Raw genomic sequence first — 22160 nt, 5'->3', positions numbered from 1 at the left:
GTATACTTCTATGCCTAGTCTTTTACCTTTCGGTTTGCTATGCGCCTTTTCTTTTACCTTTTACCTGAATTAACTTATGACTATGCAGCCGGAACAACAACAACGGATTTTAGGTTACTTTCTCGAAGAAGCCAGAGAACACCTGAACACCATCGAACAGGGATTACTTAATCTCCAAAGTACCCTGAACGATTCAGAAATGATTAATGAAGTCTTCCGCGCCGCCCACTCCATCAAGGGTGGTGCGGCGATGCTTGGTCTGAGTAGTATTCAACACACATCCCACCGTCTCGAAGATTGTTTCAAAATCCTGAAAGATCATCCAGTTCAAGTGGATCAGAGGTTAGAATCTTTACTTCTAGATGTCTGTGATACCTTAAAAGCACTGATAGATCATCTGGGTAATCCATTTGGTTTATCGGAGGAAAAAGCCCAGGCGCTGATGTCGAAAACTGAACCAGCGATGGAATGCCTAAATGAGCATATAGAAAAACTAGTCCAAGCAGGCAATACTGGGTTCACGAGTCCTGAAGATACACCTGTAACCCATCTACAACTAGATATACCCTTACCTGTACAGCCACAGCCATCACCCGTCACCATCAGACAAAATCAGGATTGGACTGAATTTCAAAGTCAGGTATTACAAATCCTGCGGGAAATGCTGCAACTGTTTAAACAAACTGGCTTATCTTCTTCCCGTGACAATCTCCAAAACTGCTGTCGTCAATTAGTCCAAATTGGTAGAAACTTAAATTTATCAAATTGGTGCAATTTATGTGAATCGGCGGGACTAGCTATCTCCAATCCCAATAATAGTTATCTAACTTTAGCTAAGATAGTGATCACGGAAATTAAACAGGCTCAAGAGTTAGTCCTCCAAAATAGAGCAGCAGAAATCACTATTAGTCAACAATTAGAAACACTATTTGCTCTTCCCGAACTAGAGTTTTTAGAATTTGAGGAAACAGAACCAGATTTAGAACCAGCAACACCAGTAAATGTTATTAATACTCATGGATTTACTGATAAACCTTTATTAAATCATGATCACCCAGTTATTCTAAATGACAATAATATTGCTCACAATGGTCCAGAGGTAGGAATTTCTGAGTTAAATACCCTTGCTGATTTATTTGAAGGTGACACACCTGATCTGGATGATAATTGGCAACAGGTGGAAATATTAGACGATATTAATAACTATCAATTGTCAATTAATGATAGTGAGACTGATAATAATAACTATGATTTAGATGATTTACTCTTCTTTGCAGATGCAGAACAACATGAAGTAACTCCCCAAAATGCAGAAGATTTAAATTTCCTGTTTGATGACAATCTATTAGAAATAGACAATACCGATTCAGCTACGCCATTAGAATTAGTTGATACTTCATCTGTAGTACCGAATAATATTCTAGAAACAGAAACAGAGCTAAAATTTCCTTCAGATGAAGTATTGACAGAATTAATCGCTATTTCTAGAGAATCCCGTCAGCATGATGAAATAACACAATTAACAAATATTAATGCTGATGAACAGCTAGAAGAATTATCATTAACAATTGCAGAACCAGAAACTCCCACGGAAATATCTAATGAATCTGCAACCAGTTTTGATAGTTTATTTTCGTCTCAATCTAGCATAAATGAAGATGCTAATCTCTTGGCTGAAATTACGCCGACACCAGCTAAAAAATCAGCAACAAAACCATCAACTCCAGAAAGTTTATCTTTAGATAATCTATTTACAGAAGTAGAAGAAAATACTCCACTCCTGACAAATGAATTTGATGATTTGTTTGGAACAGAAGAAACAATTACTAATATTTCTAATTCAATCAACGATCTAGATAACTTCTGGGGTGATGTAGATATATCACAACCAGAAACAACTACTCCAGTTAATCAAGATATAGCTAAAGAGTTAGAAGAAAGTTTATTTACTGCATCGGTAGAAAAGGTTACTAATTCCCAGCCAGCAAGTAATAATAGTCTAGGGGGAGAAGATTTTGATCTGATTTTCCAAGAGCAAGAACAATCTTTGGATCTATTCTTTACTACTGATGATGATAGCGATCGCCCAGCAGCAGTAGATAATCTATTTGGTGATGTTGTTGATGCTACCGCGAATCATCTTCCTATCATCGAATCTAGGGAATTGGCGGAATCAGGAATTAATGGTTTTTCTCAAGCACCAGAAGAGTTAGATTCAATTCCCGAATTTACCCAGCAGCCTCTCCTGTTTGAGACTGGGGAAGAAAACAGTAATGAGAATTTATCTTTGTTTGCAGAGGAAATAACTTTCACTCCCGAAAACCTTGTTGATAATGATGTATCGGCTACTTTAACTGAGGAGGAAACTGGGTTAGATTTTGGGGCGGCGTTTGCTGATTTTGAGTTAGAATCAGAGTCAAATTTGTCCCCAGAAACTCCAGAATTAGCAACTACAGAATTAGATGAATTTGCAGAAATAGAAACTCTATTAGAGCAACCAGAATTAGATGAATTTGCAGAAATAGAAACTCTATTAGAGCAACCAGAATTAGATGAATTTGCAGAAATAGAAACCCTATTAGAGCAACCAGAATTAGATGAATTTGCAGAAATAGAAACCCTATTAGAGCAACCAGAATTAGATGAATTTGCAGAAATAGAAGCTCTATTAGAGCAACCAGAAGAAAATGCTAATCAGGTATCAATTCAAGACGAAGATTTTGCAGCCTTAGAAGCATTGCTAGGTGAAAATGTAGAACCAAGCACAGTTCCACAGGTATTCCAACAGCCACCGATCATTAATCAACCGGCGACAACTTCTATATCCAGATTAGAAGATGAATTTAGTGAGTTAGAAGATTTGTTAGCACAAGCTGATCAAACAATGTCTAGCACATTAGCAACATCAGCGAAAACTTCTAGCAGCAAAATACCACGTCCAACTACTCGGCGCACCCTCAGAGAAGAAACCATGAAAATTCCAGTTAAACAACTGGATGATATGAGTAACTTAGTTGGGGAATTGGTAGTAAATAGAAATACCTTAGAGCAGGATCATGAACGTTTACGACAGTCATTAGATAACTTGCTAGTTCAGGTACAGCATCTTTCTGATGTAGGAGCGAGAATGCAGGAATACTATGAGCGATCGCTCTTAGAAGCCTCACTTCTAGCCAGTCGCCGCTCCAGAGATAATAGTAGCTCATCGGGAAATTCCCATGATCGTGGGTTTAGCGAAATCGAAATGGATCGGTTTACACCATTCCATATCCTGGCGCAAGAAATGATTGAATTTATTGTTAGAGTCAGAGAATCAGCGAGTGATATTGACTTTGTTACCGAAGAAACAGAACAGGTAGCCCGCCAACTGCGTCAAGCAACAGGACAGTTACAAGAAGGACTCACAAAAGCGCGAATGGTCCCCTTTACCCAAGCTATTGATCGCTTGCGTCGGGGGGTACGAGACAATGCCATTAAGTATGGTAAACAAGTAGACTTAGTGACAGAAGGTTTAGACACCTTAATTGACAAGATGATATTAGATCATCTCACAGATCCTTTGACTCACATGGTCAATAATGCGATCGCTCACGGAATTGAAACCCCAGCAGTGCGCCAAGCCGCAGGTAAATCACCCACAGGAATCATCAGCATTCGCGCCTTACAACAAGGAAATCAAACCGTAATTTCTGTCAGTGACGACGGCGCAGGTATCGATCATGAAAAAGTTAAAAACAAAGCGATCAAGAAGGGTATTATCACCCCTGAACAGGCGAAAACCATGACTCGCCCAGATATCTATGAACTCCTGTTCCTCCCTAGTTTTAGCACCGCTGATGAAGTGGATGATATCAAAGGTAGAGGTGTGGGAATGAACGTAGTTCAAAACGATATCAGCGAAATTCGCGGTACAGTTGGCACTGACTCAATTTTAGGGAAAGGAACTAGTTTTACCATTCGGCTACCACTAACCCTAAGTATTTGTAAAGCCCTATTCTGCATCTCAGATCGGACTAGAATCGCTTTCCCCATGGATGGTGTCGAAGATACCCTAGATATCCCCGCCAGAAATGTTCAAAAAGATGCTAATGGACAATCATTTATTGTGTGGCGGGATACCATGCTCCCCTATAAACCATTAAAAGACATCCTGGTTTTCAATCGTCAGTTGACCCGTGGTAACGTCTATGGCGCTAATAGAGATGATGACATGGTATCTGTAGTCGTTGTCCGCTCAGGTAGTACAATGATTGCCTTACAGATTGATCAGGTTTTGAGTGAACAAGAAATTGTAATTAAACAATTTGAAGGACCAGCACCTAAACCGAGTGGTGTAGCTGGTGCTACAGTTCTTGGTGATGGCATGATTATGCCCATTGCCGATGTCCTAGAAATTGTTGATATCTTCCAAGGTAAGATGTCTAAGAACATTGTTGGCAATTGGCAACAACCACGTTCTCCTGCGCTGGATCTTCCTACCGTTGATAAGGTGGAAACAACTGTGTTAATCGTTGATGACTCGATCACAGTTCGAGAACTACTATCCCTTACCTTTAATAAAGCCGGTTATCGTGTTGAACAAGCCCGTGATGGCCAAGAAGCTTGGGATAAACTGCGTTCTGGTTTACCCTGTGATATTGTCTTCTGTGACATTGAAATGCCCCGTTGTGATGGGCTAGAGTTACTATCCCGCATTCAGAAAGATAATACTCTTAACCACTTACCTATTGCCATGCTTACCTCCCGTGGTGCAGACAAACATAGACAAATGGCTGTACAACTAGGCGCTAGTGGCTACTTTACTAAACCTTATTTAGAAGAAGCACTTTTAGAAGCAGCTTCTCGAATGTTGAAAGGAGAAAAACTTCTGAGTATTTAGAGCTAGAAGAAGGTGACAGGTGACAGGTGACAGGTGACAGGTAAAAGAAAGAGTTGTAGGGGAGAAGCATTCGGACGATAAATTATCGGTTTTTTCCATGTAGGGGCGTTCGCGGAGCGTGCTGGAAGCATCAGCATTCGGGCGATAAATTATCGGTTTTTTCCCAAGTTTATTTTCCGAATGCTTCGCCCTTACATAATTGTCAATTTTTACTCATAATCCATTCCCAATCAAAACAAAAGCAGCCCAATAATAGGGATGGCTAAATCCATCATTACTTCTTATTAGGGCAATTTGTGCTTTTTGTAAAGCCTCAGATTTTGTCGTATTTCCTGCTTTTAATTCCGTATAAAACCCATTCATTAAAGCTTGCTGATAAAACCCCAAAGCCTTGTCATATTGACTTTGTTTATGGTAAGTTCGTCCTATACTACTAATAGTTATACCTTCTCCAGTGCGATCGCCTACTTCTTGATAATTAACTAAAGCTTGTTGATTTAAAACTATGGCTTGCTCATATTTACTGAAATTATGATTAATCCGGGCAATATTGTTCAGCGTGACACCTATTCCTAGTTTATATTTATTTTCTTTGTAGATATTTAAAGCTTGTTGATATAAACTTAATGCTTGGTCATATTTTCCCAAACTAAAGTAAATTTGCCCGATATTATTGAGATTTAGGGCTTCACCTTGGAACTGAAAAGAGTCTTTACCAAAAGCATCACCAACATTAGCACGAGTAGGAATTTGTTGTAAGGCTTGGGAATTTTCACCGAGCGCATTGTAAAGTAATTTGATCTCTTTTGTAGTTGTTCCCTGATATTCACCAGTACGGAATTTTTGGTAAATAGTTGCAGATTTTTCCGCCAGTTCTAAAGATTTGGGATATTGACCTAAACTAAAATAAGTAGTTGACAAATTATTTAAAATTGCGGCTTCTGTACCATAAAAACAAGTTAATTTTTCTTTATAGCAGTAATCTTGAACAGTAGTTAATGCCTCTTCATAAGTAGCAAGAGCCTGAGCATAGTTACCCAAATTTACATAAATTACACCCATATTATTGAGAGTTTGAGCGGCACTAATTCTATTATTAGCTGCTTTTTCAATTGCTAGATTTTGTTGATAGTAATCAAGAGATTTTTGATATTGTCCTAATCGAAAATAAACAGCACCAATTTCTGTGAGGATATTTTTTTCCTCTGTAACAAAATCATTAGCATTTTTGGGGTTAGTGGCTTTGAGTTCCCTAATAATATTTAAAGCTGGTTGATAAAACTCTAAAGCCTGGGGATAGTTACCCAAACTTACATAAACTTCACCCAGATAAACAAGAGGTATCCATTCATTTTGACGGTTTTTTGTCGCCTTCTGAATAGCTAAAGCTGATTGCAATTATTCTATCGCTTTTAAATATTCTCCTTTGCGAAGATACACATAACCAATATTCACAAGACTATTACCTTCACCCCCCTTAGCACCGTATTTTTGGAAAATGGCTAAGGATTCTTGAAATAATTTTAGCCCTGCTTGCAAATCATCTAAACCAATTATATCTTTATAGATTAAAGCTTCACCTTGATTATTCAAATAAACGGCTTCAATGATTTTTTCTTCAGATGTTGGTGTTGGTGCTTGAGCAATTACCTGTTCGGAAAGATAAAAAACACAATAGGGAGAACCTAATGTGAGCAAAATAATTGCCACAGTTAAACGTAAGTTCATATTTTTTTAATTTTTTAATTGAATTCAGTTTGATACCGTATATCAGTGTAGCAAATAATTTTTCCCAATTTAACTTCCTATACCATGCAACAAGCAGCAATCAGATATTAGTATAGATATAACAATCTTATTTATCTTTAAGTTATGTCTGACATTAAAAAAGCCCTTACCTATCCCACCATTAGCAAAAGTAATCAAATAGATAATTATCACGGAACTAAGATTGCCGACCCTTACCGGGCTTTAGAAGACCCGGATACAGAAGAAACTCAAGCTTGGATTGAAGCGCAAAATCAAGTGACTTTTAGCTATTTAAACGCAATTCCTGCTAGGGAAAAAATTAAACAGCGACTGACCAAACTTTGGGATTATGAAAAATATGGGACTCCTTTTAAAGAAGGTGAAAATTATTTTTATTTCAAAAATGATGGACTCCAAAACCAAAGTGTCCTTTACACACTCCCAACTCTAGATTCAGAACCGAGAGTTTTACTTGATCCTAATCAACTTTCAGAAGATGGTACAGTTGCTCTTTCCGGAATTTCTATCAGTGAAAATGGTCAACTTTTAGCTTATGGTTTATCTAGTTCTGGTTCTGATTGGCAAGAATGGAAAGTTAGAGATATTACCACAAGCGAGGATTTAAAAGATCATTTACAATGGATTAAATTTTCTGGTGCTTCTTGGACTCATGATCATCAAGGTTTTTTCTATAGTCGTTATGATGAACCGAATGAAAGAACTAAATTAACTGCGTCTCCTCAAGAGGAGCAATTTTCCAAAACAGATGTTAATTATTACCAAAAGCTTTATTATCACAAACTTGGTACATCTCAATCTGAAGATATTTTAGTTTACCATCGTCCTGATCAAAAAGAATGGGGTTTTGGTGGTAGTGTCACAGAAGATGGTAAATATCTGATTATTTCCGTGTGGTTAGGAACAGATTCTAAGAATTTGGTTTTTTACAAAGATATAACAAATGCTGATGCTGAAGTTATTGAACTAATTAATGAATTTGAAGCAGACTATAGCTTTATTGATAATGACGATAGTGTTTTCTATTTTCGGACAGATTTAAATGCACCAACAGGTAAAGTTATTGCCATTGATATTAAAAATCCCCAACCAGAAAATTGGCAAGAAATTATTCCTCAAGCTGTAGAAACATTAGAAAGTGTTGGTATTCTCAATCATCAATTTGTGGCTGATTATCTCCAAGATGCCCATAGTCAAGTTAAAATATTTGACCTAAAGGGTAACTTTGTGCGAGAAGTAGAATTACCAGGAATTGGTTCAGCTAATGGGTTTGGAGGTAAACGTCATGATACAGAAACCTTTTATAGTTTCACTAGTTTTACCAAGCCGGGGACTATTTACCGTTATGATATGCAAACTGGTAAAAGTGAAATTTTCCGGCAACCTCAAGTAGATTTTAATCCTGATGAATATGAGACAAAACAGGTTTTTTATGAAAGTAAAGATGGCACAAAAATACCCATGTTTATTACTTATAAAAAAGGGATTAAACTAGATGGGAATAATCCCACTTATCTTTATGGATACGGTGGTTTTAATATTTCCTTAACCCCAAATTTTTCAGTAAGTATGTTAATCTGGCTAGAAATGGGGGGAGTGTATGCCGTGCCTAATTTGCGTGGTGGTGGTGAATATGGAGAAGAATGGCATCAAGGAGGAATGAAGGAGAAAAAGCAAAATGTTTTCGATGATTTTATTGCTGCTGCGGAATGGTTAATTACTAATAATTATACTCAACCTGCAAAATTAGCGATCGCTGGAGGTAGTAATGGAGGATTGTTGGTGGCAGCTTGTATGACACAACGCCCTGATTTATTTGGTGCAGCTTTACCCGCAGTGGGTGTGATGGATATGTTACGTTTCCATAAATTTACCATTGGCTGGGCTTGGGTTCCTGAATATGGTTCAGCGGAAAATGCAGAAGAATTTGCAATTTTGTCTGCCTATTCACCTTTACATAATTTGCAACCGGGAACAGCCTATCCAGCGACTTTAATTACTACCGCAGATCATGATGATCGGGTTGTTCCTGCTCACAGTTTTAAATTTGCTGCGGCTTTACAGGAAAATCATGGTGGTGATGCTCCTGTACTAATTAGAATTGAAACAAAAGCCGGACATGGTGCAGGTAAACCAACAGCTAAAATTATTGAAGAAGCAGCAGATAAGTGGGGTTTTGTGGTAAAAGTATTGGGGGTTAATTAACAATTGAAACAAAGCCTGTAGGGGCGAAGCATTCGGGTGACAAATTATCGGTTTTTTCCCAAGTTTATTTTCCGAATGCTTCGCCCTTACGCCCTTACTCCTGCTGTATAGCGTTTCCTCATCTAATGAGGTACAAAAAATCTGCGTTTATCTGCGGTTAATTTTTACCGCTTGTACCTCACAATGGTAATTGCTATAAATGCGGCTTTTGCTTCATCACTGAAACAATAAATAAATCTTTAAAATTAACTATGGTAGTAACTAATTATTCAATCCTATTTTTAGAAGATTCCCTAGTAGATAGGTTATTATATACTCAATTTTTAAGTAAAGATAAGCTGGCTACATATCAGATTATTGAGGCTAAATCAGGATTAGAAGGATTAACCAAACTAGAGACAAATCAGCCAGATTTGATCCTGTTAGACTATCAATTGCAAGATATGAATGGGTTGGAATTTCTTCATCAGTTGCAGTTGCAATTTGGTAATCTTCAGATTCCTGTGATTATTTTGACAGGGACAGGAGACGAAAAGATTGCTGTGCAAGCGATGAAGCTCGGTGTTCAAGATTACATTGTTAAAGACAAAATAACACCTGAAGGGCTGTGTCGTACCATTCATGCGGTGCTAGAGAAAACCCGCTTGATCCAGAATATCCAGATGCAGGAGCAGCAACAAAAATTACTAGCAGCGATCGCTCTCCGCATTCATCAATTCATTCATTTAGAAGATATTTTACCCGTAGCTGTCCAAGGAGTGCGGGAATTTCTCAAGGCTGATCGGGTAGTGATATACAAGTTCTGCCCGGAGATGAATGGCGAAATAGTCGCTGAGTCCGTTCTGCCTGAATGGACACCTTTTCTAGGTAAGCAAATTCAAGAAAGTTGCTTTTGGGAAAATCAGACCGCTTATCATCGGGGCAAAATTCGAGCAATTGCTGATATCTACAATGCGGGATTCACACCCTGTCATATCAACTTGCTAGAGCAATTTCAGGTTAAGGCTAATTTGGTGATGCCGATTCGGCTGAAGTATCAGCACACAAAAACAGAGGATGATTGTCAGGTTGAAGAATTGGCAGATCAATCCGCTGCTGATGCTTCTTCTCATACCCTGTGGGGATTGCTTATCGCTCATCAATGCAGTACCACTCGTCAATGGGAAACCCATGAACTCGATTTACTGCAACAACTTTCAGTACAACTTGCTGTTGCCATTCAGCAAGCAGAACTCTATCAAAATCTGCAAAACTTGAATGTCTCCCTAGAACAAAAGGTACAGAAACGCACTCACCAACTAGCAGCCAGCGAGAGAAAATATCGGGCTATCTTCAATCAAAAATTTCAGTTTACAGGGCTACTTTCCATAGAAGGGAATGTTTTAGAACTCAATCAAGCATCCTTAGAATTTACTGGCTTGGAGTTCGCAGATTTGGTAAACCGTCCCATGTGGGAAATTTATTGTTGGCAAAATTCCCAGGAAACTCAGGAACAGTTAAAGCAAGCGATCGCTCGTGCTGCCCAAGGTGAGTTTATTTCCTACGAAGTAGATGTGCTAGGACCAGATCATCAAATCCTCACCCTTGATTTCTCATTACGACCGCTGAAAAATGATGCTGGAGAAGTAGTGATGCTAATTCCAGAAGGACGGGATATTACTCAAGCCAAGCTGAATGAAACTAAACGCAAGCAAGCAGAATCTATTTTAAAATTCCAAGCCCAAATTCTCGAAGAAATTCACGATGCTGTCATTACTATGGATATTAATGGCATCATTCAAAGTTGGAATTTCGGCGCTGAGAAATATTACGGCTATACTGCTACGGAAATGATTGGGCAAAATATCACTATTGTATATACAGATCCAGTCTATCCCATTCAACTCTATACAGATATAATCGCCCCCCTCTTAGCAAAAGGTCGCCATGAGATAGAGGTAATGCCCTGCCGATCAAAATCAGGAGAGATCATCTATGTCAACTTGCGGCTTTCAGTGATGCGAGACGAGCATGGTAAGATTATTTGTCTAATTGGCTGCTCCCATGACATCAGTAAACAGCAAGCAGCACTGATTGAGCGCAATCATCTCTTAGAACAAGAAAAAGCTGCTCGGAAACACGCGGAAACTGCTAACCGCATCAAAGATGAATTTTTAGCGATTCTATCCCACGAATTACGAACACCTCTCAACTCCATCCTGGGTTGGTCTAGTTTATTGGGGAAAGGGAAGTTAGACCCAGCCAAAACCGCTGAAGCTATCAGCATTATTGAGCGCAATGCCAATTTACAGGTTAATTTAATTGATGATTTACTAGAGATGTCCCGGATTCTCCGGGGTAAAGGTATTTTAAATATTTCTACAGTTAATCTAGCTACGACAATTTCCGCAGTTGAAGAAATACTCAATTTAGCAGCCCAAAGCAAAGAAATTCAGATTCAAACTATGATTGAACCAAATATTGGTTTAGTTGCAGGTGATCCAGTTCGTCTACAACAAATCGTTTGGAATCTCTTATCTAACGCTGTCAAATTTACATCTCAGGGTGGACGCATAGAAATTAGGCTAGAACGGATTGACTCTGATGCTCAAATCACTGTCAGTGATACAGGTAAAGGTATCAACCCAACATTTTTACCCCATATATTTGATTACTTCCGTCAAGAAGACAGTTCAACTACCAGAGAATTTGGTGGACTGGGGTTGGGATTGGCAATTGTCCGCAATTTAGCAGAACTGCATGGTGGAACTATTAAAGCTGATAGTCCTGGACTGGGACAGGGCGCTACTTTCACCGTTAGACTACCACTGATGACGACTTCCTCTGAGACTGCCTCCGACAACCATCAACAAAATATATCTTCAGATTTAAGCAATATTAAGGTTTTAGTCGTAGATGATGATGCTGATTTGCTGCATTTGGTTGCTTTCGTTTTGAAAATGTATAACGCCGAAGTTTTCACCGCATCATCTTCATTAACTGCTTTAGAAATGCTCAGACATATAAAACCAGATATTTTAATTAGCGATATTGGGATGCCCCAAATGAATGGCTATGAACTCTTACAACAAATTAGAAGTGGCATCATAGATGATGTTAGCAAAATTCCAGCGATCGCTCTGACTGCCTATGCTGGTGAATTCAACCAACGCAAGGCTCTGGCTGCGGGTTTTCAAATGCACTTATCCAAACCCGTACAACCACAAGCTTTAGCTACAGCCGTAGCCCAACTAATAGCTATGTCGGGTAATTGATTATCGGTTTTTTCCCATGTAGGGGCGAAGCATTCGGAAAATAAACTTGGGAAAAAACCGATAATTGATCGTCCGAATGCTTCGCCCTTACGCTTACTTCGCCCTTGATCTTTTCTTGGATTCACTTGTATATTAAGAATAGTAAATAATAATTGCATTTTATCGCCATATCAGATAAAGCCAGATTTTTTACCATGACCTGGTAACAGATGACACGGAAAGATAGCGGCAATCAAGCAACAATTTATAGATACATGAGGACAGTAAACAGTGACAACATCGCTCAAACTGATTCAAACCGCTGATGAACAGCAGATTGCAGAGTTCTTTCAAGAATCCGTAGGTCAATGGCATTCTGAACGGCGTTACTATACCCTACCCCGTGGCGAAACAAAGGAAATGGAGAGTTTAATCACCATCCGATTTTTAGAACAGGGGTGTGAGGAATTACAAACACTAGCCCAAATCCATGATTTAATAGATTTGGAGAGTTTGACCTGTGGTGCTTGTGTGTCTTGGCAAAGTACCAATAAGATTAACCCTAGACAAGAATCTCAAGGTTTAACTCTGTTTGGGGCTTTGGGTAATATTTTGTATAGAGATCGCGGTTTTGCCACTTCTAAGCCAGTTACCGCTGATTATTATTTACCGAATCCACAAACTCTGTGTTTGCGAACTGAATACAATAATTCAGTATTTGAGGAAGAAATCAAATTTATTGGTAGTAAATATCGCACCAGACAGAGCATTATATCCCGTGCAGGTGAGCAATTGATGATTGGTCAATATCTGGAAAAGCGCATTGAGGCTTAGATTTAGGGGCTAGAGGTGCAGGGGACAAGGATTTCGAGATTTGTGTTCATGTCATTTGTGAGAGCGATCGCTAAACAAATATAACTTTTTATAACGTTTTTGGACTCATGCCCACAATTACAATTTCTTGTGCCATAATCAGGGCATGGGAATTAATTCGGTGACGGTGTTTGTTGTTAGTATTGGCAGGTTTTCGCTTTTGGTATATACAGACTTCCCTCCGAAATCTAAATCTCTACACTCTTATGATTTTGGAGACATTCTATGTCAATTTACGTAGGTAACCTCTCTTATGAAGTTACACAAGATACCCTGAGCGCAGTTTTTGCAGAATACGGTTCTGTAAAGCGTGTTCAACTTCCTACAGACCGTGAGACAGGTCGCTTGCGCGGCTTCGGTTTTGTGGAAATGGGTACTGAAGCTGAAGAAGCGGCTGCCATTGAAGCCCTTGACGGTGCTGAATGGATGGGTCGTGACCTCAAAGTGAACCAAGCAAAGCCTAAAGAAGATAGAGGTTCTTTTGGCGGTGGTGGTAATCGTGGCGGTGGTAATCGTGGCGGCGGTGGTCGTTACTAAAGCTACTAAGCAGGATATAGCTAAAAGACTCTAGCTATATCAATGCTAAATAATAAAAATTACTTATTCCGTTCGCGGGATAGGTAATTTTTTTTGGGTTTGTAGTCAGGACTTTAGTCCTAATTTAAGGGCTGAAGCCCTTACTACCAAATCATCTCAAGATATTTTTACTTTACTTAATCTATCAAAAACCTTGCACTCTTTGAACATCAAAAATTTTAGGGCTATTCAAGTTTATTAATAAGGGTTTTGTTGAATTTCTTTGACAACTATAAGTAGGCAGGTAAAATTAATTATATAAAAGATTTGGATTTAATGTAGGGGTAGCGCCCCTGTGCCTACCCCGGTATTTGGGGCAACCACAGGGGGTTTGCCCCTACAAAATTGATTGGTTTAGGGATTTTTAAAATGTTCAATTTATTTTGCACTACTACTTATTTAAATTTTTGATCATATTAATGCTGAAATAAAATTCAGAGTATACCAAATAAAAAAATACTGAAAAAAAGATTACATTTGAATAGTTACAGAAAATTCAAATAATAAGACTTACTATATACAACAATTTTTAGCTAATAAGTCTCTACAAGGTTTACACCATCAAGAGAGTTGTAAGATAGAAGAAGTAACATAGCTCTTCACTCACCACCAATGACATCAACTCTGCTGAAATTTCCACTCCTGAATGCTCCCACGCTGCACCGTTTACCCAACGGTTTAACCATTATCGCCGAACAAATGCCCATAGACGCGGTTAATCTCAACTTATGGGTAAAAACAGGTTCAGCCATGGAGTCAGATGCTATCAATGGCATGGCTCACTTCTTAGAACACATGATTTTTAAAGGCACAGAGAAACTAATTAGTGGTGAATTTGAACGCCGGATTGAAGAGCGCGGTGCGGTAACTAATGCTGCTACCAGCCAAGATTATACTCACTATTATACCACAACTGCTCCTAAAGATTTTGCAGAATTAGCACCATTACAAATAGATGTTGTCTGTAATCCTAGTATTCCTGATGATGCTTTTGAGAGAGAACGGTTAGTAGTTTTAGAAGAAATTAGACGTTCTGAAGATAACCCCAGAAGACGTATTTATCGTCACATTATGGAAACCGCTTTTGATACCTTACCCTATCGTCGTGCTGTACTAGGACCAGAAGCAGTTATTTCTCAAGTTAAACCGCAACAAATGCGAGACTTTCATGCTCATTGGTATCAGCCTCAGTCAATCACAGCAGTAGCTGTGGGTAATTTACCAGTAGAAGAATTAGTAGAAATTATCGCCGAGGAATTTAATAAAAATCATCAACAAACAACAAGCAAGTTAACGCAAACAACAGTAATTCCTGAACCAGCATTTACAGAAGTTGTGCGCCGAGAATTTGTTGATGAAACTCTCCAACAAGCAAGATTAGTGATGATTTGGCGAGTTCCTGGATTGATGGAATTAAATGAAACTTATGCACTTGATGTTGTAGCTGGAATTTTAGGACATGGAAGAACATCGAGATTGGTGCAGGATTTACGGGAAGAACGGGGATTAGTATCTTCAATTTCTGTGAGTAATATGAATAATGTGTTGCAAGGTGTATTTTCGATTTCCGCCAAATGTGATGTAGAAAATTTAGCTGCTGTAGAAGAAGCGATCGCTCAACATCTTCGCACATTACAAACAGAATTAGTCAAAGAATCAGAAATTGCTCGTGTTCGACAACGAGTAGCCAATCGGTTTATATTTGGGAATGAAACACCAAGCGATCGCGCGGGGTTGTATGGTTATTATCAGTCATTAATTGGTAACTTAGAACCAGCATTTAATTATCCCCAATATATTCAAGCACAAGAAGCAACTGATTTAATGCAAGCTGCTGCATACTATCTTTCTCCAGATGCTTACGCTGTAGTTATTATCAAACCAGCCTAGTAGACGGGGGGTTTCCTCTTATTAGTCAGTTGTACAACCATCAACTGACAACTGACCACTAACAACTGACAAACCATGATTTGGACTGAAATTGATACCCATATTAGCCAGATTACTGGCGAAAAATTTTTAAGCCAGCAGCATTTATCTATCAGTGGTGGATGTATTAACCAAGGGTATGCTGTTAGTGATGGTAAATTGACTTACTTTGTTAAACTCAACCAAGCTACCAAAGCGGAGATGTTTGCCGCAGAAATGTTAGGTTTACAACAAATGTATACCACAGGAACTATCCGCGTTCCCAAACCCCTTTGTTGGGGAACTACAGGCAATTCTAGCTACATTGTTCTGGAATGGCTAGAAATGACAACTGGTAATAACAAATCATGGCAAGAAATGGGGCGCAAATTAGCAGCCATGCACAAAATAACCAGTAATCAAGGTTTTGGTTGGGATATGAACAATACCATCGGTTCTACACCCCAAATCAACAATTTATCTAACTCTTGGATTGAATTTTATACTCAACACCGTTTAGGTTATCAATTTAAATTAGCAAAAAGACGTGGTGGCAATTTTCCTTTAGAAGATAAATTATTAACAGCTATTCCTGAATTATTAGCAAATCATCAAGTCCAACCCTCATTAGTACATGGAGATTTATGGGGAGGAAATGCAGGTTTTACAGTTGAAAACGAACCAGTAATTTTTGATCCAGCAACATATTTTGGAGATAGAGAAGTTGATATTGCCATGACAGAATTATTTGGCGGTTTTCCGCCAACTTTCTATCAAGGTTACGAAGAAATATTTCCCTTAGATACAGGATATGAAAACAGAAAAATCCTATATAATCTATATCACGTTTTGAATCATTTTAACTTATTTGGTGGTAGTTATGGTTCTCAAGCAAATCGCATGATTGAGAAAATTTTAACTAAATCTAACTCTTAAATTCCTCTCTGCGACTCTGCGTCTCTGCGTGCAAAAAACTAGCTCATTTATCCAGAACTTGCAGTAAATATTGTGTCAGTGTAAAAGCATCAACTCCTAATTCTGTTCTTGCTTGTGCTGCTAAAATTCCACCTTGAGAATGCCACCAAACCGCAGTTGCAACGATATCTTCTATAGCAATTTCTGGATTATTAACTTGCGCTAATAATCCACCCAATAAGCCAGTTAACACATCACCACTGCCACCACGGGCTAAAGCTGGGGTACTTTCGGGATTTATCCAAACACCACCTTGAGGATTAGATATAGCCGTTCTTGCCCCTTTTAATAGGACTACAGCCCCACTTTCTTGGGCTGCTGTTTGTACTGCTTTAACTCTATCTGTATATTCAATATTGGGAAATAACCGTTTAAATTCTCCAGTATGAGGTGTGAGAATTGTGGTTGATTTGCGCTGTTTTAAGGTAGGGATAGTTCCCAATTGTGCCAAAATATTTAAAGCATCAGCATCAAGAACTAGAGGACATTCACATTTAATCATTTCAGGAATAATAGAAATATTATCTTTAGTTAAACCAGGTCCGCAAGCAATTGTAGTAAATGAATTTAAATCTGTATTTTCCGGTAATTGTAAATGAGAAATTGCTCCTGTTTCCGTTTCGGGACAACCAATAATTAAGGCTTCTGGTAAATGGGAAACTAACAACATCTTTAGAGATTCTGGTACAGCAATTGATAGCATTCCCACACCAGAAGCCCGCGCACCCAAACCTGTTAAAATTGCTCCACCTGCGTAACGTTTTGAACCACAAATTAATAATAAATGTCCTTGTTTATATTTGTGAGTAATTAGGGGACGGGGTAAAGGTAAAGTAGATAATGCTGTTGTTTGAGTAATGCGTTTTATTTGGGGAATATCACCTAAAACAGCATGAATATCTGCTAAGGGAATATCAAAATCAATTAATTCAGCTTTACCAACATAAGCTAATGCTTGTTCTTGCAATAAACCTTGTTTCCACAAACCTAAACAAAATGTATAATTAGCCTGAATAGCTGTTCCTAAAACTTCTCCTGTATCTGTATGTAAACCTGAAGGTATATCAATACTAATAATGGGCTGATTTTTGGCATTAAAATGATTAATTGCAGCAGCAATAGAATCAGTTATTTCTCTTTCTAAACCAAAACCAAATAAACCATCTATTAAAAAATCACAATTTGGTAATTCGGAAATATCTTGATAACAAGGAATTCCCAAACTTTGAATATATTGAAAGTGTTGTGAAGTTAATTCTTTTAACTTAGAAAAAGGTTGATAAATCCAAACTTCATAACCGCGAAAATGCAATTCACGAGCTACTACTAAAGCATCTCCACCATTATGACCGGGACCAACTAAAATTCCCACACTTTGCTTTTGAGAAATAATAGCCTGTAACCGTTGGGAAACTAATCCCGCTACCTTTTCCATTAAAGCAGCTACAGGCATTCCCGCAATAAATATCCGGGCTTCAATCTCCCGCATTTGGGCTGCGGTAACAACAAATTGTTCTTTAGTCATTAGGAAAATTTTACTCTATTACCTATTACCTTATCTTCCATAATAAATCCTCGCATTACCATAACCTGAATTCTTTAAATAGCTATTCCATTGTTCTGCTTCAGAGCGATCGCTAAATGGTCCTACAGCTATATGCGCTCCTCGTGGTTGATTTCTCCTAAATACATTAATATTGCTGTTTACTTTTTGCCGAATTTCTGTACCCAAAGCAACTAAATTATTAGTATGATTGGGAATAACTACATAATAGAATTTTCCTCTTACCTGTTGATTATTAATTGGAGAGGATTGCTGATTATATTCATAAGGATTATAAGAAGCTACCTGCGTAGAATTATTAACTCTTACTTCTCCATTAGAAGAGTTAACAATACGAGCGCCATAAATACCTTGTGATTCTAATTCTCTCACTCGTCTTAGAGCATTTACTTGTCCATTGAAAACGCCAGATTGAATAATTTTACGTCCCTCATAATTGCGGATATAGGCACTACTTTCTATTTGCTTAACTCGCTGCAAGGTTTGGGAATCACTACTATCAACATAGACAAAATAGCGTTCAAAATTTTGGTTATTTGGATTATTATATTCTACTGGTTGCATTGGTTGTACCAGTGGTAATGACTGCTGACTGGTGGGAATCTCATAGATATATGGCTGCACCACTTGTGCTAAGAATAGACTATTGTTGGGTATTTGTGCTTGCACTTGACTATATTCAGACATCAAACCCCAAGATCCACTGATAAGTAAGGAAAATACAGATACAGTAGCAACCTGACTAACTCTTAAAGTAGGCATATTTGTAACCAGCTTTTTTGTGTTTTTACTAGATATTATTGTAATCAGTAAATTGAAAATTACGGTTATATATTCAAACTCCTCCAAGGTAAATTCTGGAGACAACTATTTCGTAGGTATGCTACAATTGGACAGTCTCGCACCTTGTGGTAAAATAAAAAACTGCTTTGTCGCCAAAATAAGCCGCAAGCACTTTAAAAAGTGTGAATTATGAAAAAAGTTGTCGTTGGTCTTTCTGGTGGCGTTGATAGTTCCGTAGCCGCCGCTATGCTGCATAATCAGGGCTATGATGTAATTGGTTTAACCCTTTGGCTGATGAAAGGCAAAGGGCAATGTTGCTCTGAAGGAATGATCGACGCGGCTGATATTTGTGAACAATTGGGTATTCCCCATGAAGTTGTTGATATTCGGGATGTCTTTCAAACAGAAATTGTTGATTTTTTAGTAACTGGTTATAGTGTGGGAATTACACCGTTGCCTTGTTCTCAATGTAACAAGACGGTGAAGTTTGGTCCAATGGTGCAGTATGCACGGGAAAAATTGGAATGCGATCGCATCGCTACAGGTCATTATGCCCAAATTCGCTACGATGACGCTACTAATCGTTACCAATTGTTACGAGCCGTTGACCGCAACAAAGATCAATCTTATTTTCTCTATGACTTGTCTCAAGAATTATTAGGGGCTTCCATTTTTCCCCTCGGTGAACTAAATAAAACTGATACTCGCAGAATTGCCAGTGAATACAATTTGAAAACCGCCGATAAACCGGAAAGTCAAGATTTATGCTTAGTAGAAAGTAACGGCTCAATGCGGGCATTTTTAGATAAATATTTAGCTCCCAAACCCGGTGATATTGTTGATGCAACTGGTAAAGTGTTGGGACAACATGATGGTGTCCATCATTACACTATTGGTCAGCGAAAAGGCTTAGGAATTGCGGCGGCTGAACCCTTGTATGTGATTGAACTAGATGCAGCTAATAACAGGGTAATTGTAGGCGATCGCACCAAAGGAACTCAATCAGAATGTACAGTAAATCGGATCAATTGGGTTTCCATAGCTGAACCTATTACCCCCATTCGCGCCGAAGTCCAAATTCGTTATCGTTCTCAACCCGTACCCGTGACAGTAATTCCCTTAGAAGATTCCCGTGTGCGTTTAGTATTTGATGAACCCCAATTCAGCATCACACCTGGACAAGCTGCGGTTTGGTACGACGGAGATTACGTATTAGGTGGAGGAATCATTGAACAATTTAATTAAATTTAGTCGTATTCCTACGCACTAAATCCCAACCTGTGTTATGAGTTGTAAAGCATATCATGGTAAATGTACTGGGGCATCTCCAAAAATCCGTATGAAAAAACAACTTGTAACAGCAGGGTTTGTTCTCTTCTCTTTCATGCTACCTGCAAAAGCTTCCGCAATTAGTCAAGTTTATGTTTTCGGTGACAGCCTTGTTGACAATAGTAATGTCTTTACCGTCTCTGGTGGCACTTTTCCCCCATTTCCCTACTTTCCAGGACGTTTTTCCAATGGACCTGTCTGGACGGAATCTCTAGCAGATGATTTAGGATTAGGTAAAAAACTCAACAATTTCGCATTTGGTGGTGCTACTACAGGTGACACCAATAATATAAACGCTGCATACCCACAATTTCCACAATTACCTAATCTACCAGGACTAACTCAGCAAATTCAAGGTTTTGCAGGACTTAACCCCAAAGCGGATAAAAATGCCCTTTACATAATATCAGCGGGGGCTAATGATTATTTGAGTATTCCAGATTTTACCAATAATGCCCTTATTGGACAAACAATTAATAATGCAGTTAGCAATTTAGAAAATGCAATATTATCTCTCTCTGTTGTCGGTGCTAAAAACTTCTTAATAGCTAATTTACCTAACTTAGGAGATATTCCTGCTAATAACAAGACTCCTCTAGCTAATAGTCTCAACTCTTTAACTGCATTTCATAATTCCAAATTGAGTCAAACTATCAATGGTTTGAATCAAGAAAAACCAAACCTCAATATCAAAATTTTCGATGTTAATTCTGTTGTCAGTCAGATTATAGCATCACCAACAACATTCGGTTTCACAAATGTAACTGATGCTTGTTTAAACATTGTTGAAGAAACTATGTGTTCTAATCCCGATAAATATTTATTTTGGGATAACTTGCATCCCACAACTGCTGCTCATGATATAGTTGCCGAATCAGCACGAGCAATGATTCCTGAACCTCCAACTACCTTGAGTCTACTAGGAATGGCTGCTTTAGGTGCAACAGGAGTTATCAAACGTAAACGGAAAACCCTTAATTCAACAAATCTGGTTCTTGCTGGACAATCATCTCATACAAAGGTTGAAAGCTAAACCAACCCAGTTCATGAGAACCAACTTGATCATGAGCTATCTTGGCATATTCCGGTTTAATCGGGCTAGGTGTTCCCGCTGCTTCCGCTAACAATTGGGCTTGACAAGAACGCTCCATTGTGATAAACCACCAAACAGCCTCATCAATAGTATTACCTACTGTCAGTAAGCCGTGATTTTTGAGAATAACGGCTTTATTTTTTCCCAGAGTTTGAGCAATGCGCTTTCCTTGTTCAGGGTCAAGAACAACCCCCGTATAATCAGTAAATATACTATGGTCTTCGTAAAAACTACAAGCATCTTGGGTTAGAGGGTCAAGGAGACGGCCAAGACTAGACCAGCTTTTACCATAGATAGAATGGGCGTGGGCTGCGGCTACCACGTCAGGACGGGCTGCATGAACTTGAGAATGAATAGCAAAAGCAGCGCGATTTACTGGACGACTACCGTAAATTACATCACCTTGCTGATTAACTAATATTAGATCACTGACTCGAATTAAACCAAAGTGCATTCCAAAGGGATTTACCCAAAAATGTTCAGGATTTTCTGGGTCACGGGCTGTAATGTGTCCAGCGACACCTTCATCAAATCCAAATCGGGAAAATAGCCGTAATGCTGCTGCTAGTCGCTGTTGACGATGTAATCTCTCTTCGGTAATCGAAGTAAATGTGGGAATTTGGGGACTATTTGGCTTTTCTATCGGTTTTTCTGTCATATATAGCTTTTGTAGAGAATATTTTTAGCAGATAACAAGTTTAAAATTATAGGTTATTTTGTAAAATAACCCAAATAAACAAAGAAAAAACCGCAAAATATTACATTTCACGGTTTTTAGTATGGTGTGAGGAGTTTAACTCCCTATCATCATAGAGTATCAGCAAGATAAAAACTCTTTCGTAACAGTTTTGGTAACAAGATTTTTTATTTTTGTTATTTCCTAAGTTTCCTGAATTAATTTTTGCACTTGTTCCCACTCCTCTACACTTACCTTAAAATTAGTGGAATTGGGAGCGCGAAGTACCAATAAGTTTT

General features: G+C 38.4%; 14 protein-coding genes. 9 read left to right on the top strand and 5 right to left on the bottom strand.

Translation table 11 applies throughout. From position 1 onward, the window contains the following. Positions 1-82 precede the first annotated feature (82 nt). Positions 83-4879, top strand: coding sequence for a response regulator (locus FJR04_RS19675; RefSeq protein ID WP_168497933.1), 4797 nt, complete (start codon positions 83-85; stop codon positions 4877-4879). A 213-nt stretch (positions 4880-5092) separates the two neighbouring features. Here the strand turns inward: FJR04_RS19675 and FJR04_RS19670 are convergent, their stop codons facing one another. After that, positions 5093-6277 (bottom strand): tetratricopeptide repeat protein, encoded by a 1185-nt coding sequence (locus tag FJR04_RS19670; protein ID WP_254445327.1) that lies wholly within the window; start codon positions 6275-6277, stop codon positions 5093-5095. Then, positions 6278-6607 carry a tetratricopeptide repeat protein gene (locus FJR04_RS26285; RefSeq protein WP_254445326.1) on the bottom strand — a complete coding sequence of 110 codons (330 nt, stop codon included), beginning with the start codon at positions 6605-6607 and terminating at the stop codon, positions 6278-6280. Positions 6608-6751: 144 nt separating this feature from the next. Between FJR04_RS26285 and FJR04_RS19665 the strand changes: the two genes are divergently transcribed. The 6 genes from FJR04_RS19665 to FJR04_RS19640 all read left to right on the top strand — a co-directional run bounded on the left by FJR04_RS19665 (position 6752) and on the right by FJR04_RS19640 (position 16377). Beyond that, positions 6752-8851, top strand: a complete 2100-nt coding sequence (locus FJR04_RS19665; RefSeq protein ID WP_168497902.1) for a prolyl oligopeptidase family protein — start codon at positions 6752-6754, stop codon at positions 8849-8851. 251 nt (positions 8852-9102) lie between these two features. After that, complete coding sequence (locus FJR04_RS19660; RefSeq protein ID WP_168497899.1) at positions 9103-12105, top strand: response regulator; 3003 nt, start codon at positions 9103-9105, stop codon at positions 12103-12105. Positions 12106-12375: 270 nt separating this feature from the next. Further along, positions 12376-12918 (top strand): phycobiliprotein lyase, encoded by a 543-nt coding sequence (locus FJR04_RS19655; protein WP_168497897.1) that lies wholly within the window; start codon positions 12376-12378, stop codon positions 12916-12918. A 264-nt stretch (positions 12919-13182) separates the two neighbouring features. Next, positions 13183-13494: an RNA-binding protein gene (locus FJR04_RS19650; RefSeq protein ID WP_168497895.1), complete on the top strand. Its 312-nt coding sequence runs from the start codon at positions 13183-13185 to the stop codon at positions 13492-13494. 651 nt (positions 13495-14145) lie between these two features. Further along, positions 14146-15423, top strand: a complete 1278-nt coding sequence (locus tag FJR04_RS19645) for a pitrilysin family protein (protein WP_168497892.1) — start codon at positions 14146-14148, stop codon at positions 15421-15423. A gap of 75 nt (positions 15424-15498) precedes the next feature. Next, positions 15499-16377, top strand: coding sequence for a fructosamine kinase family protein (locus FJR04_RS19640; RefSeq protein ID WP_174763562.1), 879 nt, complete (start codon positions 15499-15501; stop codon positions 16375-16377). Positions 16378-16420: 43 nt separating this feature from the next. Here the strand turns inward: FJR04_RS19640 and FJR04_RS19635 are convergent, their stop codons facing one another. Further along, entirely contained in the window at positions 16421-17941 is a 1521-nt protein-coding gene (locus FJR04_RS19635; RefSeq protein ID WP_168497890.1) for an NAD(P)H-hydrate dehydratase, read from the bottom strand. Positions 17942-17971: 30 nt separating this feature from the next. Then, positions 17972-18742 (bottom strand): hypothetical protein, encoded by a 771-nt coding sequence (locus tag FJR04_RS19630; protein WP_168497888.1) that lies wholly within the window; start codon positions 18740-18742, stop codon positions 17972-17974. A 210-nt stretch (positions 18743-18952) separates the two neighbouring features. Here FJR04_RS19630 and mnmA point away from each other — a divergent pair, with 210 nt between their 5' ends. Both mnmA and FJR04_RS19620 read left to right on the top strand, forming a co-directional pair. Next, a complete protein-coding gene (gene mnmA / locus FJR04_RS19625; protein WP_168497885.1) occupies positions 18953-20008 on the top strand; it encodes a tRNA 2-thiouridine(34) synthase MnmA in 1056 nt (351 codons plus the stop codon). Between the two features lie 40 nt (positions 20009-20048). Next, a complete protein-coding gene (locus FJR04_RS19620) occupies positions 20049-21125 on the top strand; it encodes an SGNH/GDSL hydrolase family protein (protein WP_254445325.1) in 1077 nt (358 codons plus the stop codon). Here FJR04_RS19620 and FJR04_RS19615 read toward each other — a convergent pair. Next, on the bottom strand, positions 21067-21843 hold the full coding sequence (locus tag FJR04_RS19615; RefSeq protein ID WP_168497881.1) for a class II aldolase/adducin family protein: 777 nt from the start codon (positions 21841-21843) through the stop codon (positions 21067-21069). The genes FJR04_RS19620 and FJR04_RS19615 overlap by 59 nt on opposite strands. Positions 21844-22160: the final 317 nt, after the last annotated feature.

This window comes from Anabaena sp. UHCC 0204 (assembly GCF_009711975.1).
GTDB lineage: Bacteria > Cyanobacteriota > Cyanobacteriia > Cyanobacteriales > Nostocaceae > Dolichospermum.
This window is presented reverse-complemented; position numbering and strand designations above follow the sequence as displayed.

What these genes read in the sequence shown, in the direction of transcription:
- FJR04_RS19660 (WP_168497899.1), top strand. Translation starts at nt 9,103, where the DNA reads ATGGTAGTAACTAATTATTCAATCCTATTTTTAGAAGATTCCCTAGTA.
- FJR04_RS19635 (WP_168497890.1), bottom strand. Translation starts at nt 17,941, where the DNA reads ATGACTAAAGAACAATTTGTTGTTACCGCAGCCCAAATGCGGGAGATT.
- FJR04_RS19665 (WP_168497902.1), top strand. Translation starts at nt 6,752, where the DNA reads ATGTCTGACATTAAAAAAGCCCTTACCTATCCCACCATTAGCAAAAGT.
- FJR04_RS19650 (WP_168497895.1), top strand. Translation starts at nt 13,183, where the DNA reads ATGTCAATTTACGTAGGTAACCTCTCTTATGAAGTTACACAAGATACC.
- FJR04_RS19640 (WP_174763562.1), top strand. Translation starts at nt 15,499, where the DNA reads ATGATTTGGACTGAAATTGATACCCATATTAGCCAGATTACTGGCGAA.
- FJR04_RS19675 (WP_168497933.1), top strand. Translation starts at nt 83, where the DNA reads ATGCAGCCGGAACAACAACAACGGATTTTAGGTTACTTTCTCGAAGAA.
- FJR04_RS26285 (WP_254445326.1), bottom strand. Translation starts at nt 6,607, where the DNA reads ATGAACTTACGTTTAACTGTGGCAATTATTTTGCTCACATTAGGTTCT.
- mnmA (WP_168497885.1), top strand. Translation starts at nt 18,953, where the DNA reads ATGAAAAAAGTTGTCGTTGGTCTTTCTGGTGGCGTTGATAGTTCCGTA.
- FJR04_RS19645 (WP_168497892.1), top strand. Translation starts at nt 14,146, where the DNA reads ATGACATCAACTCTGCTGAAATTTCCACTCCTGAATGCTCCCACGCTG.
- FJR04_RS19620 (WP_254445325.1), top strand. Translation starts at nt 20,049, where the DNA reads ATGAGTTGTAAAGCATATCATGGTAAATGTACTGGGGCATCTCCAAAA.
- FJR04_RS19630 (WP_168497888.1), bottom strand. Translation starts at nt 18,742, where the DNA reads ATGCCTACTTTAAGAGTTAGTCAGGTTGCTACTGTATCTGTATTTTCC.
- FJR04_RS19615 (WP_168497881.1), bottom strand. Translation starts at nt 21,843, where the DNA reads ATGACAGAAAAACCGATAGAAAAGCCAAATAGTCCCCAAATTCCCACA.